Raw genomic sequence first — 16,844 nt, 5'->3', positions numbered from 1 at the left:
GTGAAGGGGCCCTTCACAGCCTTGCCACACCGCTGTCGCCGAGGCGGTCGGTGACGAACTCCGCCAGCGCGGCCACCGGGCCTTCGGCCGGGTCGCGGGAGAGCAGGACGAAGTCGACCTCGCCCGGGTCGGGCAGGCCGAGGCTCGCGGGCAGCTCGGTGAGATCGGGCGGGACGAGGCTGCGGGCGTGCACGGTGACGCCGAGGCCGGCGGCTGCCGCGGCGCGCAGGCCGGTCAGGCTGGAGGTGAGGCAGGCGGCCCGCCAGTCCAGACCGGCGCGTTCCAGCGTCTCCACGGCCAGCCTGCGGGTCACCGACGGCATCGGGTACTGCACCAGCGGCACCGGCTGGCCGGGCACCAGCGTGGTGGCCGCGGAGCCGATCCACACCAGCGGTTCCCGGCGCAGGCGGCGGCCGGGACCGGGCACACCCGTCCGGCGCTTGCCCAGCACCAGGTCCAGCCGTCCCTCGGCGAGCCGCTGCGCGAGCACGTCGGACAGCTCCACGTGCAGCTCCACGTCCACCAGCGGATGACTCCGCCGCAGCCGGCGCAGGATCTCCGGCAGCTCGCCGAGCGCGAAATCCTCGGACACGCCGAACCGGACCCGGCCACGCACCTGCGTTCCGCGGAAGTGCCGGGCCGCACGCTCCTCAGTGTCCACAATGGTCTGGGCGAAGCCGAGCATCGCCTGTCCCCGCGCGGTCAGCTCGACCGTATGGGTGTCCCGGGCGAACAGCAGCCCGCCCGCTTCGTCCTCCAGCCGCCGGATGTGCTGGCTCACCGTGGGCTGGCCCACCCCGAGCCGCCGGGCGGCCGCGGTGAAGCTACGGGTCTCCGCGACCGCGAGGAAGGAACGGCATAGGCGAGGGTCCAGCACACACCCATCTTATCGTCATTCGTGATGTCAGTCAGTACGGTCATCGGGGTTCCGAATGGCCGGGGCGCGCCGGAGAATGAGCGGCGAAAGGAGTGCCATGACCGACCTCCTCGCCTCGCTGACCCGCCCTGTCTCCGCTCTGCTGGCCAAGCTGCGGATCGACCCGTTCATCGCGGCGATCCTGGCCACCGTGGGCATCGCCGCCCTGCTGCCCGCCACCGGCTCGGCCGCCACCGGCTTCGGGATCGCCTCGAAGGTCGCGGTGGGGCTGTTGTTCTTCCTCTACGGCGCCCGGCTGTCCGGACAGGAGGCGCTGGACGGGATCCGGCACTGGCGGCTGCACGCCACGGTGCTCTGCGCGACCTTCGTGCTGTTCCCGCTGCTGGGACTGGCCGCTTCGCTGCTCTCCCCCGGCCTGCTGACCGAGCCGCTCTACACCGGCGTCCTGTTCCTCTGCCTGCTCCCCTCGACCGTGCAGTCCTCGATCGCGTTCACCTCGATCGCGAAGGGCAACGTGGCCGCGGCGATCTGCAGTGCCTCGCTGTCCAATCTGCTCGGCATCGTGCTGACGCCGGTACTGGTCGCGCTGCTGCTGTCGGCGAACGGGCCGGGGGTGAGCGGTTCGGCGGTGCTGGACATCGTGGCGCAGCTGCTGCTGCCGTTCGTGGCCGGGCAGCTCGCGCGCCGCTGGATCGGCCCGTGGGTGCAGCAGCATTCGGCCCCGTTGAAGCTCGTGGACCGCGGTTCGATCCTGCTGGTCGTCTACACGGCGTTCAGCGCGGGCATGGCCGAGGGCATCTGGCACACGCTGGAGCCCGGCCCGTTGCTGGTCCTGCTCGCGGTGTGCGTGGTGCTGCTGGCGCTTGTGCTCGGGGCGACCGGCGGCGGGGCGAAGCTGCTCGGCTTCTCCCGGGCGGACCGGATCACCATCGTGTTCTGCGGCTCGAAGAAGAGTCTCGCCAGCGGCCTGCCCATGGCGACTGTCCTTTTCGGACACAGCGAGGTCGGGCTGATCGTGCTGCCGCTCATGCTGTTCCACCAGATCCAGCTGATCGTGTGCGCCGCCATGGCACGCCGCTACGCCCGTCAGTCCGTCACGGAGGAACCGGCGCTCGTCCGATGACGCGGCCGGATCTCTATGACCGCATCGGCGAAGACCCGGCGTACCGATCCACGCTGGCTTGAACCCTGCTCGGCGAGGCGCGCACGGTAGCCGGCGCCGGCGCCGGTTCCTGCGAGCCGCGCGACCGGCCGGTGCTCGCCCTCGAACCGTCCGAACGGATGATCCGGCAGCGGCCCGAAGGCACGAGCCCGGTCGTCCGCGCGGTCGCCGAAGCACTTCCGTTGTGCCGGCACGCCGTGCTCGCGGTGCATCACCGGACCGGCTGGGGAGCCGGGCTGCGCCGGATCGCGCCGCGTCAGGTCGTACTCGCCTACGATCCGCGGCTGCACGCCGAATTCTGGTTCGTCCGCGAGTACGTGCCCGAGATCGCCGAACTGGAGCTCAGCCGCCCGTCCGCGGACGACATCGCCGGGGAACTCGGCGCCCCGCGCGTCGTTCCGCTGCCGGTGCCGTGGGATTTCACCGACGGAGTCTTCCCCGCGCACTGGCGCCTATCTCGACCCCCGTCCGCCGATCCGGCTCCGCGCTCGCGCAGACCGGCCCCACCGCGGTCGAGCGTGGCATCGCCCGCCTCGGCGAGGACTGGCAGACCGGGCGGTGGCAGGAACGCCATCGTGAGCTGCTCACCCGGACCGAGTGGGACGCCGGGTTCCGGCTGATCGTGGCGGAGTGACCGAGCCCCGCAGGTAGGTATCGTGCATCGATCGGCACAGGTACGGGGTGAGGTGAGCGGACATGGCGGCGGTTCCGGTCGACGTGGTGGTCGGCCTGCTCGGCGCGGCCTCGGCCGGACATCCCGAGCCGGACGACGAAGTGCGCGAGCTGCTGTCCGGCAGCGGCCTGCCGGAGCAGGACGTGGCCCGGATCTCCGCCGAGGTCCGCCGGCTCAACGCCGGGGTCGCGCGCTGGCGGTGGCGCGGACGGGAGCTGTCCGCGCTGTTCTCCTCGGCCCGGGAGCTGGCCCAGCTGCGGGATGTGGACGAACTGCTGTCCCGGTTGGTGGAGCGTGCACACGACCTGGTCGGCACGGACGTGACCTACCTGTCCGAGTTCGACGTGCACAGCCGGGAACTGCGAGTGCGGACCACGCTCGGCACGGTCGCGCCCGCGTTCCTGGGGCTGCGCGTGCCCCCGGGGATGGGGCTGGCCAGCATGGTCGTGGAAGGGCGGCGGCCGTGCTGGACGTCGAGCTACGACGCGATGACCCAGGCGCCGCACGAATCCGGGATCGACGCCGCCGTCCACGCGGAGGGCCTGGTCTCGCTGCTCGGGGTCCCGCTGCTCGCCGGTGAGGAGGTGATCGGCGTGCTGTTCGCGGCGAACCGTTTCGAGCACGCCTTCTCCCCCGACGAGATCTCCCTGCTCTCCGCCTTCGCCGACCACGCCGCGGTCGTCCTGCAGACCGCGCGGCTGCTGGCGCGCACGCAGACCGCCGCGGAGGAAACCCGGCACGCCTACGGCGAATTGGCCCGGCACGTGGAGGCGATGGAACGGGCCAGCGGCGTGCACACCGACCTGACCAGCCTGGTGCTGCAAGGCGGAGACGCCGGTGAAGTGGCCACCGCGCTCGGCCGGGCACTGCGCTGCCGAGTGTCCATTTTGGACGAGAACAGCGCGGCGAAGAATCCCGCGGTGCGCCAGAGCAGGCACAGCGGACGGTGCGTGGCCACCGGCGACGGGGCGCTCGCGGTCGCCGTGGTGGCCGGGTCGGCGTTGCTCGGCGCGCTGCTGCTGGAGGAGGGTGCGGTCGAGTTCGGGCCGGTGGAACGCCGCACCGCCGAACGCGCCGCGCAGATCACCGCGTTGCTGCGGCTCAAGCAGGACGCGCTGGCCGAGGCCGAACAGCGGGTCCGCGGCGATCTGCTGGCCGAGCTGGTCTCCGGCGATCCCGATCGCCTGGCCGACATCGCGGACCGGGCGCGGGCGCGTGGGATCCGGCTCGACGAGCTGCGTTCGGTCGTCTTGCTCGCGGTGCCCGCCGACCGGCAGCGGCAAGCGGCACGGGCGGCCCGGCGAGCGGCGGCGCTGGTCGGCGAGCACGCCGAGCACGTCGTGGCGCTGACCGAAGACCGCGATCCCGAGGCGGCCGGGCGGGCCGTGCACGCGGTGGTCCGCGAAGCCCTCGGCACGGCGGTGCTCGCGGTGGCCGCGTCCGTCGACGAACTGCCCGCCGGACTCGGCGCGGAGGTCGAAGCGGCCGGGGCCTGTGCCCGCGCACTGCCCGCGCTCGGCATCGCCGACGCCGCGGTCACCACGGACGAGTACCTGCCCTACGCCGCGCTGTTCGGTCCGGGCAACACGCGGGTCGCGGCGTTCGTGCGCCGCCTGGTGGGGCCGGTCGTGGACTGGGACGCCGGCCACGGCGGCACTCTGCTGCCGACGCTGGCCGCCTACCTCGGCAACCGGATGAGCCCGGTGGCCGCCGCGCGTGCGCTGCACGTGCACAAGAACACCGTGCTCCAGCGTCTGGAGCGGGTCGCCGAGCTGCTCGGGCCGGATTGGCAGGAGCCCGACCGGTTGTTCCGGCTGACTGTCGCGGTCCGGCTGGCCCGGCTGCCGGACGGTCCATGAGATCCCGGTCGGCGCTGGACGATCGGTCCATTCCGGACCGGGCGTCGCGCGCCTAACGTCGGCCCCGTATCCACCACCACGTCGAAGTGGAAGGGGCGCCATGACGCGCACCAGCCGTATCCAGGGGTTCCGCGATCTCGCGATCGGGGACCGGCGCACCGCGGCCGCGGCGGCCACCGGCCTCGATCCGGCCGTGCTGGCCGTGCTGGATCCAGAGCGGGGCCTCGGCACCGGGCTCGCCGACCAGCTGATCGAGAACGTCGTCGGAGTGCTGGGCGTCCCGCTGGGGCTGGCCACGAACTTCGTGGTGGACGGCCGCGAGGTGCTGGTGCCGATGGCCACCGAGGAACCCTCGGTGGTCGCCGCGGCGAGCAACGCGGCGAAGATCGCCCGTGCCCACGGCGGGTTCGCCACCAGCTCCACCACCCCGGTCATGCAGGCGCAGATCCAGCTGCTCGAAGTGGCCGACCCGGAGGCCGGGCGGCTGCGGCTGCTGGAGGCCCGCGAGGAACTCATCGCGCTGGCCAACGCGCAGGACCCGAAGCTGGTCGAGTTCGGCGGCGGGGTCCGGGACCTCGCGGTCCGCCTCGTCGACTCCCGTGCCGGCCGCTACGTGGTGGCGCACCTGCAGGTCGACGTCCGCGACGCGATGGGGGCCAACGCGGTCAACACGATGGCCGAGGCGGTCGCCGCGAGGGCAGGGCAGATCGCGGCGGGCCGTCCGCTGCTGCGGATCCTCACCAACAAGGCCGATCTGCGGCTGTCACGGGCGCGCGCAGTGTTCGACGCCGGACTGCTGGGCGGCCCTGCCGTGGTGGCCGACCTGGTGCACGCGGCCGCGCTCGCGGAGGCCGATCCGTACCGGGCGGCGACGCACAACAAGGGCATCATGAACGGAATCAGCGCGGTGGTACTCGCAACCGGCAACGACACCCGCGCGGTCGAAGCGGGCGCGCACTCGCACGCGATTTCCCCGGCCGGGCAGTACACCTCGCTGTCGCGGTTCGAAGCCGACGCCGACGGCAACGTGGTCGGCACGCTGGAGCTGCCGATGCCGGTCGGCCTGGTCGGCGGGGCCACGAAGGTGCACCCGGTCGCGCAGGCCTGCGTCGCCCTGCTCGGGGTCACGAGCGCAGCCGAGCTGGCGCAGATCGTGACCGCGGTCGGGCTGGCCCAGAACTTCGCCGCCGTGCGAGCTTTGGCCACCGAAGGCATCCAGCGCGGGCACATGTCCTTGCACGCCCGCACCATCGCCACCACCATCGGCGCGACGCCGGACGAGGTGCCCGCAGTGGTGGCCCGGCTCATCGCCGACCGGGCCGTGCGCGCCGAGCACGCGGAGAAGGTCCTCGCCGAACTCCGTGGCAAGGAGTGATCGGATGAACCCCCTGCCGCACTACGGCGTCGACCCGCTGCCCGGTCTGCCCGGCTCGGTGACGATCTGCGAGGTCGGCCCGCGCGACGGACTCCAGAACGAGCAGGCGATCGTGCCCGCCGACGTCAAGGTCGAACTGGTGGCACGGCTGGCCGACGCGGGCCACACCGTGATCGAGACGACCAGCCTCGTGCACCCGAAGTGGGTGCCGCAGCTGGCCGACGCCGAAGAGGTACTGCGGCGGGTGGAACGGCGCCCCGGCGTGCGGTACCCGGTGCTGGTGCCCAACCGCCGCGGGCTGGACCGGGCACTCGACCTCGGCGTCACCGACATCGCCGTGTTCGCTTCGGCCACCGAGAGTTTCGCGAAGGCCAACCTGAACCGGACCGTCGACGAGTCGCTGGAGATGTTCGCCCCGGTGGTCGCGCGCGCTCGCGAGGCCGGGCTGAACGTGCGCGGCTATCTGTCGATGTGCTGGGGCGATCCGTGGGAGGGTGAAGTACCGATCCCGCAGGTCGTCGCGACGGCGAACCGGTTACTCCGGCTCGGCTGCACCGAGCTGAGCCTCGGCGACACGATCGGCGTGGCCACGCCCGGCCGGGTCGCGGCGCTGCTCTCCGCACTGACCGCCGCGGATGTCCACATCGGACAGATCGCGGTGCACTTCCACGACACCTACGGGCAGGGGCTGGCCAATACCCTGACCGCCCTGCAGGCCGGCGTGCGCACCGTGGACGCCTCGGCGGGCGGGCTCGGCGGCTGCCCGTACGCCGGCGGCGCGACCGGCAACCTGGCCACCGAGGACCTCGTCTGGCAGCTGGCCGGCCTCGGCATCCACACCGGGATCGACCTGGCCAAGCTCGTGGACACGAGCGTCTGGCTGGCCGGGCGGATCGGCCGGCCGCTCACCTCGGGCACCGCGCGGGCGCTGGCCGCGCACCACTGAACCGTCCACAAAGCAACCGTCCACAAAGCACTGAAAACCGACGAGAACTTCGACGCAGTCAAAGGAGACAGCGATCATGACCCTGCACGTGGGCATCGACGTCGGTGGCACGTTCACCGACGCCGTGGCGATCGCCGACGGGCGAGCGATCCGCGGCAAAGCGTTCTCCACCAAGGACGTGACCACCGGCATCCTGAACGCACTCGCCGTGCTGCAGGAACGCGCCGGCCGGTCGGAAGCGGAGTTCTTCGCCGAGGTGGACCGGTTCGTCCTCGGCAACACCATCGTCACGAACGCGGTGGACGAGCAGAAGTACGCGGCGGTCGGGCTGCTGACCACCCAGGGATTCCGCGACACCCTGCGCATCGCGCGCTCGGCCCGCACCGACGAACGCGATCCGCACAAGATGGCGCCCCCGCCCGACATCGTGCAACGCCGCCGGATCGTCGAGGTCGCCGAACGGATCGACGCGCACGGCCAGGTCCTCGTCCCGCTCACCGAAGCGGCGATCGCGAACGCGGTGGACGCGGTACTCGCGACCGGCGCCGAGACCATCGCCGTGTGCCTGCTGTGGTCGTTCCGCAACGCTGTGCACGAAAAGGCGATCGGCGACTACCTCGCGAAGCACCACCCGGATCTGCCCTACACACTCTCCAGCACGCTCACCCCGGTCTACCGCGAGTACGAGCGCATGGTCACCACCTCCCTCGATGCGGCGGTCAAGCCGATCGTGTCGTCGCATTTCGAGCACCTCGCCGAGGAGCTGCAGCGGCGGGGCCTGCGCACGCGCGTGCAGATCATGCAGGTGCACGGCGGGTTCCTGTCCGTGGAGGAGACCGGCAAGGCACCGATCTCGATGTTCAACTCCGGCCCGGTCGGCGGGGTCACCGGGGCACGGCTGCTGGGCAAACAGCTCGGCCGCGCCCGGGTGCTGACCGCGGACATGGGCGGGACCAGCCTGGACGCCGCGGCGATCCTGGACGACGAGTTCCGGCTGCTCCCCCGCGCCGAGATCGGCGGCCTGCCGACCAGCCTCACCGCCGTCGACATCGAGACCATCGGCGCCGGCGGCGGCAGCCTGGCCTGGGTGGACGGGCGGAACCTGCTGCGCGTCGGCCCGCACAGCGCGGGTTCGGTGCCCGGCCCGGCCTGCTACGGCAAGGGCGGCACCCGGCCCGCGGTGACCGATGCCGCGCTCGTGCTCGGGCTGATCAACCCGGACTACTACCTCGGCGGCTCCGTGCCGCTCTATCCGGACCAGGCCAGGGCCGCGCTCGGCAAGCACGTGGCCGAGCCGCTCGGCCTCACCGACGACGCCGCGGCCGAGGGCGTGTACCGGCTCGCCACTTCGCAGATGTCCAACGCACTGCGCAAGATCACCGTCAACCGCGGGCACGATCCCCGCGAGTTCACCCTGGTCGGGTTCGGCGGCGCCTGCGGCCTGTTCGCCGCCGCCATCGCCGCCGAAGCCGGTGTCGGCGAGGTGGTGATCCCGCGTAACGCCGCGGTGTTCTCCGCCTACGGCCTGATGCACGCGGATTCGGTCTTCTCCGCTGTGCAGACCAGCCCATGGACGCTCGCACAGCCCGCGGCGGCGCTGGAAAAGGAGTTCGCCGCGCTCGAAGAACGGGCGCAGGCCTGGTTCGCCGCCGAGGGAATCCCGCAGGATCGGCGCGAACTCCACCGCGAAGCCGACATGAAGTTCGTCGGCCAGATCTTCGAGGTCACCACCCGGCTGCCGGCCGGAACCTTCGGCGAGGACGGCAAGGAGGCGCTGCGCGCGCAGTTCATCGCCGACTACGAGGAGGAGTTCGGCGCGGGCACCGCCTGGACCGAAGCAGAGATCCTGCTGGTGAACTCGCGGGTCCGGGCGATCGGCCGCAGCGACGTGCAGACCGTGCGGCAGTTCGCCGGGGCCGAGGACGAGCCCTACGAACACAGCCGCCGCAGCGTGCTCGAACCGCTCACCGGGCAGCGCGTCGAAATGGACGTGCATCGCGGGTTCGGCGCGCTCGGCCGGGCGAACGGCCCGTGCCTGCTGGAGGAACCCGACACCACCGTCTACGTGCCCACCGGGGCGACCGTCGAGCTGACCGGCAGCGGCGATTTCCTGCTGCGCCTCGCCGCCCGCTGAGCCCACCCGCCTAAGGAGACGACCCATGAGCACCCCGCACCAGCTGCCCGAGGGCTACGACCCGGTCACCCTGGAGGTGATCCGGATGCGCCTGGACTCCATCGTGGAGGAGATGGGCATCGCGATGATCCGGTCCTCGGGTTCCCCGGTGATCACCGAGGCCGGCGATTTCAACACCGCGCTGTTCGATCCCACCGGCCGCATCTACGCCTACTCCGACTACGTCCAGTTCCACATCGGCTCCGGCAGCGTCGCCGTGCAGAACCTGATCAAGGCGATCGAGGGCGAGCCGCTGGCCCCCGGCGACGCGTTCATCTGCAACGACCCGCACACCGCCGGGGCCAGCCATCCGCCGGACACCAACGTGATCTCGCCGATCTTCCACGGCGACGAGCTGATCGGCTGGGCCCAGTCGCAGGCGCACCTGGTCGACGTCGGCGGGATGACCCCCGGCGGGTTCGCCCCCGGCGCGCGCGACTGCTACGCCGAAGCACTGCGCCTGCCACCCGGCGTGAAGGTCTTCGAACGCGGCGAGCCGGTCGAATGGGTGCGCCGGATCCTGCTCAACAACGTGCGGGTCCCCGCGTTGTTCTGGAACGACGTGCGCAGCCTGGTGGCGAGCAACAACACCGGGATCCGGCGATTGCTCGGCACCGTCGCGGAATTCGGCTTCGACGTGTTCCGCGACTACACCCGGCTCTCCTTCGCGCTGGCCGAACAGGTGGTGCGCGAACGAATCGCGCGGATCCCGGACGGCAGCTACGTCGCCGAGGAATGGACCGAGCACAACGGGCATGACGACGAGCTGTACCGGGTCGCTTGCACGATGACGAAGCGCGAGGACCAGATAACCTTTGATTTCAGCGGTTCCAGCGAGCAGACCGACGGGTTCGTCAACTGCAGTTACGGCGCGCTCGTGGGCAGCGTCGCGACTGCCGTGGTGCCGATTCTCGCCTGGGACGTACCGTTCAACGAGGGCGTGATGACCGCGTTCGACATCGTCGCCGAGCCGGGTTCGATCGTGCACCCCCAGCCGCCCGCACCGATCAGCAACGGGCACCTCACCACCGGCGCCCGGGTCAGCCGCGTGGTCACCAAGCTGCTGAACCAGGCCTGTCGCGGCAGCAGCGACGAAGAGATCCGCGAGCGCACCCAAGGGGTGTGGGGCGATTCGTGGACCGGCGGTATTTCCGCGGGCACCACCGGCGACGGCGACTACTTTGTACTGTTCAATATGGACGGTGGCGGGATGGGCGCGGGCGCCCAGCCCGAACGCGACGGGCTCGACTGCGCCGGGATGATGACGCAGGTCAACAACATGCTGCCGGATGTCGAGATGAACGAGATGCTTTATCCGGTGCTGTACCTGTGGAAGCAGCTCAATCTCGACAGCGCCGGCCACGGCGCGCACCGCGGTGGTCTCGGGTTGCGCTTCGCGTGGACCCTGCACGGCGCCGATGAGGTGACCCAGACCGTGTTCGCACCGAGCGCCCAGGTCGTCGCGGACGGTTTCGGCGGAGGTCTCCCCGGCGGCGGCAGCGGTCACGAAGTCTGGCGGGAAACCGATGTCGCACAGCTGCTTTCCGCGGGCCGAGTGCCGACCAGGGAGACGCTGGGCGCCGAGGCGCGGGAACTGCTGGCGATCAACCAGCAGTCGGTCACCATCCGCAGTGAAGACGTTCTGGTGCAATGGATCGCCGGTGGTGGCGGATACGGCGACCCGCTGTTGCGGGACCCGCAACTGGTCGCCGCCGACGTCCGCGATCAGTACGTCACCGCGGAAACTGCGTTGCACACCTACGGTGTGGTGCTCACCGACGGCGTTGTGAACGAAGCCGCCACGCGGGAAGCCCGCGCCGCCGTACGCGCCGAACGGCTCGGCAGCGCACCTGAGCGGCTGGTGCCGGACACTGTCCCGGCCGACGCCTCCGCACCCCGCCGAGACGAGCACGGCTGGTACGTACCCGCGAGCGGCGCCCGGCTGGGCAACGATGCGGACTGGCACGGCGCGGCGCGAAAGCTCACCCGCGTTGCTGCCGAACGTCTCGCCGAGCACGGCGTGCGGGTCCGGCCCCGCACCACCGGCGGCGCGCGCGTGCTGATCGACGAGTACTACAGCCCTGCCTGCGGCACACTGCTCGAAGCGGGGATCCGCGTGGATCAAGGCTGAGCAGACGGTATCCGAGAAGCGAAGAGGCACACCATGACGATCGACGAAGGCGCGCTGCTACCCGGCGGACTGCCCGAAGGAGCATTGCGCGGCATCGTGGTCCTGGACATCACGCGCGTCGTGGCCGGGCCGTTCTGCTCGATGCTGCTGGCCGATCTCGGCGCCACCGTGATCAAGATCGAGAACCCGCGGGATCCGGACTACGCCCGGGACTTCCCGCCAATGCTGCGCGGCGCCGGGGATACCGGGTTCAGCGCGTTCTTCGCGCAGTTCAACCGGAACAAGCTCGGGCTCACCATCGACCTAGCCACCGCCGAGGGCACGGAGCTGCTGAAGAAGCTGGTGCGCCGCGCCGATGTGCTGGTCGAGAACTTCCGGCCGGGCACAATGGACAAGCTGGGCGTCGGCTACGAAGTGCTGCGGCAGGAGAACCCGCGGCTGGTGTACACGGCCATTTCGGGGTACGGGCAGACCGGCCCGTACCGGCGCCGTCCCGCCTACGACAACAGCGCGCAGGCGACCGGCGGGCTGTGGTCGATGAACGGCTTCCCGGACCGCCCACCGGCGCGAGTGGGCACCATCATCGGGGACCTCTCCGCGACCCTGTACGCGGTCATCGGCACCCTCGCCGCGCTCCGGCACGCGGAAAGCACCGGCGAAGGACAGCTCGTCGACGTTTCGCAGCAGGACTCCGTGCTGAGCCTGACCGAGAACGCCGTGGTGTCCTACACCGTCGAAGGCAACGTGCCCAGCCCGATCGGCAACGAGCATCCGTTCGTGAAACCCTATGAGCTGTACCCATGTCGGGACGGGTTCGTGTTCTTCGGCGGATACACCGACAAATTCTGGCGGATCTCGTGTGAGCTGTTCGGTTCGCCGGAGCTGGCCGAAGACCCGGAGATCGACACGATGGCCAAGCGGTTCGTGCCCGAGGTGTATGAACGCCGGGTCCGCCCCGTGCTGCACGAATGGTTCGCGGACAAGACGAAACTCGAACTGGAGGAGATCGCCGGCGACGCGGTGCCGCTGAGCGCGGTCAAGGACATCGGCGAAGTCGTCGAGGATCCGCAAATCGCCGCGCGCGACATGGTCGTGGACGTCGAATACCCGGAATTCGGCGAGCTGCGCATGTTCGGTTCCCCGATCAAGCTCGGCGCCACCCCGGCCCAGCCGCGCGGGCTCGCGCCGAAAGCCGGCGAGCACACGGCGGCCGTGCTGCGTGCGTTCGCCGGGCTGGACGAGCAGGACATCGCCGCGCTGCGGGCAACGGGAGCGATCTGATGGCCGGCATCTCGCTCGACCGCGACGGCGCGGTGGCGGTGCTCCGGTTCGACCGGCCGGAAAAGCTGAACTCGCTGACCCTGGCGATGTACGAGGAGCTGGGCGCCGCCTTCGCCGAGGTCCGCGACGACGACTCGATCGCCGTCGCGGTGCTGACCGGCCGGGGCGAGCGGGCGTTCTGCGTCGGCGCCGATCTGACCGAGTCGATCCCGGCGCTGGCCGAGGGCCGGTTCGACATCTCCGCGTGGGACCCGGCGCACCAGAAGCACACCAAGCTGTTCAAGCCGGTGCTCGCCGCGGTGAACGGGCTCTGCCTCGGCGGCGGGTTCGAGATCATGCTGTCCACCGATCTGCGCATCGCCGCCGACACCGCGGAATTCGGGCTGCCCGAAAGCGGGGTCGGGGTGGTGCCCGCGGGCGGCACGCTGACCCGGCTGACGCGGCAGATCCCGTACGCCTGGGCGATGGAGCTGATGTTGCAGGGCGACCGGATCACCGCCGCGCAGGCCTTGCGCTATGGCCTGCTCAACGAGGTCGTCCCCGCTGAGCAGCTGCTCGATTCCGCCCTGGCCCGCGCGCATCGGCTCGCCGCCCGCAGCGGCACCGCGCTCGCCACCATCAAGGAAGCCGTGCTGCGGCTGGGCGATCTCCCGCAGGACCAGGCCTTCCACCACGAGGCGTACTACGGGCAGCAGGCGTTCACCTCAGCCGACGCCCGCGAGGGCCTCCGCGCCTTCACCGAGCGCCGTCCGCCCGACTTCCCCTCCCGCCGCACGCTGTGAAGGGGCCCTTCACGGACTCTGGGTCCAGGGCCCCGGCAAAGTTGGTCGAGGGCCTGTGATCAGCCGAGAGAGCCGTGGCTGCCGACCCGTTTCTGGTCCGTGAAGGGGCCCTTCACGGACTCAGAGTCCGTGAAGGGCCCCTTCACAGCCCTCCGCACCTGTGGAGGGCCCTCCGCACCTGCGCAAGGCCCTCCACACCTGCGCAGGGCCCTCCACACCGACTTTGCCGACACCCTGGACTCTGGGTCCAGGGCCCCTTCACAGCCTTTGGTCAGGAGAGGTGCTGGACTTCCGGCAGACCGTAGACGGGGGTCGCCAGGCCCTCGTAGCGGGCCTTCAGCTGCAGCGCGAGGTAGAGCGAGTAGTGCCGGGACTGGTGCAGGTTGCCGCCGTGGAACCACAGGCCCGGCTGCTGGGTGGGCTTCCACATGTTGCGCTGTTCGCCCTCCCACGGGCCGGGGTCCTTGGTGGTCGCCGAGCCCAGGCCCCAGCATTTACCCACGCGGTGTCGACCGGCTGCCACGCGCCTTTGCCGTCCTGCACGTTGAGCGGTTGGTTCGACTGCCGCAGCGACCGGGTGCCGTCCGGGTTCTCGTATTCGGTGGCGAACATCGACCGCGACACCGGCTTCGACTTCCCCGGATCGAAATGCGACTGCGCCGAGAAATCCGCCGTCGAGGGCTTCGACAATTGCGGAACTCGTGGCGGAACCGCAGGCAACAACGGAAGATCATGGGGCGCAACCCGTTCCGGCTCAGCTGCCCATGCCGGGGGCGCGACCGCCTCCATCCCCCGGCCAGCAGCACCGCGATCACCAGCACCAGCACGGCCCGGAGCACTCCGCTCGTCTGGGCAGCACACGACAACCGACGCACAGTCAGTCCCTCCCCCGGCACGAGTCCACGCCCGCGCCACCCGAACGCGGAGCACGGTGGCGCTCCGCGACCCGGTCGTGGCGCCAAAGAGCACCGACCGGGCCGCCCGGAAAGCCTCGTCTTTCTGGGCTTGCGAAGATCGCATCGGTGCAACCACCCATCATCGTTACAGCGTTGCGTGAGGCGAATATCACGCTTGCCGAGTGAACAAAAGAACGGTAAAAAATCCGATTCGAAGCCCTGGCGAGCTCGTCCGGGACATCCCCGGGCGGACGGCGCCCGAACTCGGCCAGGGAGATCCCTTTGCTTGCGACAGTCCCCACCACCGCTGCCCGCTCCGGCAGACACTTCACCACCGCGGTCCTTGCGGTGGCCGGAGTGATCCCGGCCCTGCTGGCGCTGCTGGCGGCATGGCGGGCGCCCCGGATCCACGTACTGCTCGACTATTGGCACGTCCTGGCCAGAATCACCGACGATGGCGGGAACCTGCTGTTCGGGCAGGTGTTCGCCTACCATCTGGAACAGCCGTTCGTCCTCCCGTCGCTGCTGTTCTATGCCGACGCGGCCTGGTTCGGCGGCGACAACCGGCCGCTGACCGTTCTCACCGTCGCTCTCGTCGGCGGTATCGTCGCCTGCCTGTATTCGATGCTGCCTAAATCCCTTTCAGCACAAGGTAAATTCGCCCTCACCGCCGGGTTCTCCTGGCTTCTTTTCACCTCCCACGCAGCCGAGATCTGGTTGCAGGGAACCAATGGAATCAGCTGGATCCCGGCGGTGTTCTTCAGCGCGCTGGCGATATCCCGGGCACACCACGGTCGCGTGTGGACGGCCGCGATCGCATCCGTGCTGGCATGCCTCAGCTTCGGTGCCGGGCTACCGGTTCTTTTCGTCGTCGCAATCGTTTTCGGGCTGCGCGGCCGGCGCACCACGGCGCTCGGTTTCGCCGCCGCCGGTGCCGTCGTCATCGCCGGATGGCTGCTCACCAAACCGGTCGGGCAGCAGTCCCTGGCCACTTCGGCGTTCGACCCCGACGGACGGCTGTCGGTGATCCTCGTCGCGCTCGGCGGCCTGTGGTCCGCAGATCTGGCCGTCGCCGCGATCATCGCCGGAGCGCTCACCCTGGCACTGCTGGCTTTGCTGTCCACCACCCTGCACGCGGAACCGCAAGCCGCCGGATGGATCGGGCTCGGCTGCTACAGTCTCGCCCTCGCTGTCCTCATCGGACTCGGCCGTACCAGCAGCCAGGTCCCGATCGGCAACGTCGGGCTCATCAGCCGTTACGTCGTCCTTGCCGCGCTCGCCACCAGCGCCCTGCTCGTCCTCGTCGCCCTCTATCGTCCACAATGGCCGCTCCGTGCGATGGTCGTCGCCGTCGTCGCCGTCTCGCTGGCCACCCACGCCATCGGCGCCACCAAGGCCGACAACACCCGCCGCGGCTACGCCCCGCTCGCCCTCACCGCGATCGCCCTGCGCGTCAACGCCCCTGCCGTCCTCACCCAGCTCCACATCCAGCGCGACGTCATCCCCGCCGCCCGCGCGCTCGGCGCCTACCCCTTCGATCCCGAATTCACCCTTGGCTGCCACGGCCACGAACTCGGCGACTCCCTCCGGACGGCCGACGCCACCGACCTGCCCGGCCCCGAAGCCACCGGTGACACCCACGGTGCGGTTACCACCAGGCGCATCATCGGCGACACCCTCGTCACCGGCTGGGCCACCATCAACGCCGCCAAACCCGACTGCATCCTGCTGGCCGACGCCACGGGGACCATCACCGGCGGCGGCATCACCGGGCTGCCGTCCACCGCGCCCGGCCTCCCCGACGGAATGACCTGGCAGGCCACCGCCCGCCCAGGCAACGAGACCCTCACCGTCTACGCCGAGAGGGACCATCACCTCTACCGGATCACCAGCGGCGGGTAGCCAACCCGGCAGGAACCGCCCTCGCAGAACTCCCGCTCACGACCGGTCAAGCAACTTTGCCAACGCCGCAGGTGCCGCCGCCAGCCCCGGCAAAGGGCGCCACCGAGCACCGGCCCACCGCGCGAAACCAGCCGCCTCCGCGCAGTCGTCAGCTGGGGCCAGGATCACCAGCTCCGCACAAGAACGCGCAGCCGGCAAGGGATCCTCGTCGTCCGTGGGGCGGAAATACTCGCCAGGCGGGTGCGTCGCGGCTGCCGAGTGGAGTCTGTGAAGGGGCCCTTCACGGCTTCGGGTTTCGGCGTGGCGCTCCCCCTCCGACATCACGGTGATCAGCACGTCTAGCGTCTCCCCGGGTACCCGGTTCACCTCCTCCACGTAGAGCAATCCGCCCGAGCGCAGCGCTTCGGCCAGCGGACCGTCCACAAAGGTCTCCGCGGAATACCTCTTCGCGAGCACCTGCGACGGGTCGAAGTGGCCGATCAGCCGCGCGGGGGTCAGCTCGGCATTGCCTTCCACGAACACGAACTCGGCGTCGCCCGCCGACGCGATGACCCGCAGCAGCGTGGTCTTCCCGGTGCCCGGCGGCCCTTCGAGCACCACGTGCGCGCCCGCGTCGAGCCCGGCGAGCAGCAGCTCGATCTCCCGCTCCCGGCCGACGACCGCGCCGGCGAAGGACGCGGGGCCGGGCACCGCGCCCGGCCCCGCCACCGCGTGCAGTCCGCTCACGCCGCGTCGTGCACGAGGACGCCGCGCACGTTGCGGCCCTCGAGCAGATCGTCGTAACCCT

Annotated in this window: 12 protein-coding genes and 1 pseudogene; 10 read left to right on the top strand and 3 right to left on the bottom strand. The window is 70.7% G+C overall.

What is annotated here, in order from left to right:
- Nucleotides 1-13: 13 nt before the first annotated feature.
- Nucleotides 14-877 (bottom strand): LysR substrate-binding domain-containing protein, encoded by an 864-nt coding sequence (locus ATK36_RS27865; protein WP_098514172.1) that lies wholly within the window; start codon nt 875-877, stop codon nt 14-16.
- 97 nt (nt 878-974) lie between these two features.
- On the opposite strand from ATK36_RS27865, the gene ATK36_RS27860 reads away from it, so the two are divergent.
- The 9 genes from ATK36_RS27860 to ATK36_RS27820 all read left to right on the top strand — a co-directional run bounded on the left by ATK36_RS27860 (nt 975) and on the right by ATK36_RS27820 (nt 13,259).
- Nucleotides 975-2,000, top strand: a complete 1,026-nt coding sequence (locus tag ATK36_RS27860; protein ID WP_211291969.1) for a bile acid:sodium symporter family protein — start codon at nt 975-977, stop codon at nt 1,998-2,000.
- A 158-nt stretch (nt 2,001-2,158) separates the two neighbouring features.
- Nucleotides 2,159-2,659, top strand: a complete 501-nt coding sequence (locus tag ATK36_RS27855; RefSeq protein WP_245915245.1) for a hypothetical protein — start codon at nt 2,159-2,161, stop codon at nt 2,657-2,659.
- Nucleotides 2,660-2,735: 76 nt separating this feature from the next.
- Nucleotides 2,736-4,571 carry a helix-turn-helix domain-containing protein gene (locus ATK36_RS27850; protein WP_098514171.1) on the top strand — a complete coding sequence of 612 codons (1,836 nt, stop codon included), beginning with the start codon at nt 2,736-2,738 and terminating at the stop codon, nt 4,569-4,571.
- Nucleotides 4,531-5,946 (top strand): hydroxymethylglutaryl-CoA reductase, degradative, encoded by a 1,416-nt coding sequence (locus ATK36_RS27845; protein ID WP_342752101.1) that lies wholly within the window; start codon nt 4,531-4,533, stop codon nt 5,944-5,946. Before ATK36_RS27850 ends, ATK36_RS27845 begins: the two co-directional genes overlap by 41 nt.
- A 4-nt stretch (nt 5,947-5,950) precedes the next feature.
- Nucleotides 5,951-6,892, top strand: a complete 942-nt coding sequence (locus ATK36_RS27840; protein ID WP_211291968.1) for a hydroxymethylglutaryl-CoA lyase — start codon at nt 5,951-5,953, stop codon at nt 6,890-6,892.
- A 76-nt stretch (nt 6,893-6,968) separates the two neighbouring features.
- Entirely contained in the window at nt 6,969-9,026 is a 2,058-nt protein-coding gene (locus tag ATK36_RS27835) for a hydantoinase/oxoprolinase family protein (RefSeq protein ID WP_098514169.1), read from the top strand.
- 25 nt (nt 9,027-9,051) lie between these two features.
- Nucleotides 9,052-11,196, top strand: a complete 2,145-nt coding sequence (locus ATK36_RS27830; protein WP_098514168.1) for a hydantoinase B/oxoprolinase family protein — start codon at nt 9,052-9,054, stop codon at nt 11,194-11,196.
- A gap of 33 nt (nt 11,197-11,229) precedes the next feature.
- On the top strand, nt 11,230-12,477 hold the full coding sequence (locus ATK36_RS27825) for a CaiB/BaiF CoA transferase family protein (RefSeq protein ID WP_098514167.1): 1,248 nt from the start codon (nt 11,230-11,232) through the stop codon (nt 12,475-12,477).
- Nucleotides 12,477-13,259 (top strand): enoyl-CoA hydratase/isomerase family protein, encoded by a 783-nt coding sequence (locus ATK36_RS27820; protein WP_098514166.1) that lies wholly within the window; start codon nt 12,477-12,479, stop codon nt 13,257-13,259. The genes ATK36_RS27825 and ATK36_RS27820 overlap by 1 nt, the downstream gene beginning before the upstream one ends.
- Before the next feature lie 271 nt (nt 13,260-13,530).
- Here the strand turns inward: ATK36_RS27820 and ATK36_RS27815 are convergent.
- Nucleotides 13,531-13,764 (bottom strand): annotated as a pseudogene (locus ATK36_RS27815) (NAD(P)/FAD-dependent oxidoreductase); the annotation flags it as partial.
- A 673-nt stretch (nt 13,765-14,437) separates the two neighbouring features.
- On the opposite strand from ATK36_RS27815, the gene ATK36_RS27810 reads away from it, so the two are divergent.
- A complete protein-coding gene (locus ATK36_RS27810) occupies nt 14,438-16,057 on the top strand; it encodes a DUF2079 domain-containing protein (RefSeq protein ID WP_098514165.1) in 1,620 nt (539 codons plus the stop codon).
- A gap of 36 nt (nt 16,058-16,093) precedes the next feature.
- On the opposite strand, the gene ATK36_RS27805 is transcribed toward ATK36_RS27810, so the two are convergent.
- A complete protein-coding gene (locus ATK36_RS27805) occupies nt 16,094-16,783 on the bottom strand; it encodes an AAA family ATPase (RefSeq protein ID WP_098514164.1) in 690 nt (229 codons plus the stop codon).
- Between the last annotated feature and the right edge of the window lie 61 nt (nt 16,784-16,844).

The sequence above is a fragment of the Amycolatopsis sulphurea genome (assembly GCF_002564045.1).
GTDB lineage: Bacteria > Actinomycetota > Actinomycetes > Mycobacteriales > Pseudonocardiaceae > Amycolatopsis > Amycolatopsis sulphurea.
The sequence above is the reverse complement of the archived record's forward strand: the minus strand, read 5'-3'. Positions and strand labels throughout refer to the sequence as shown.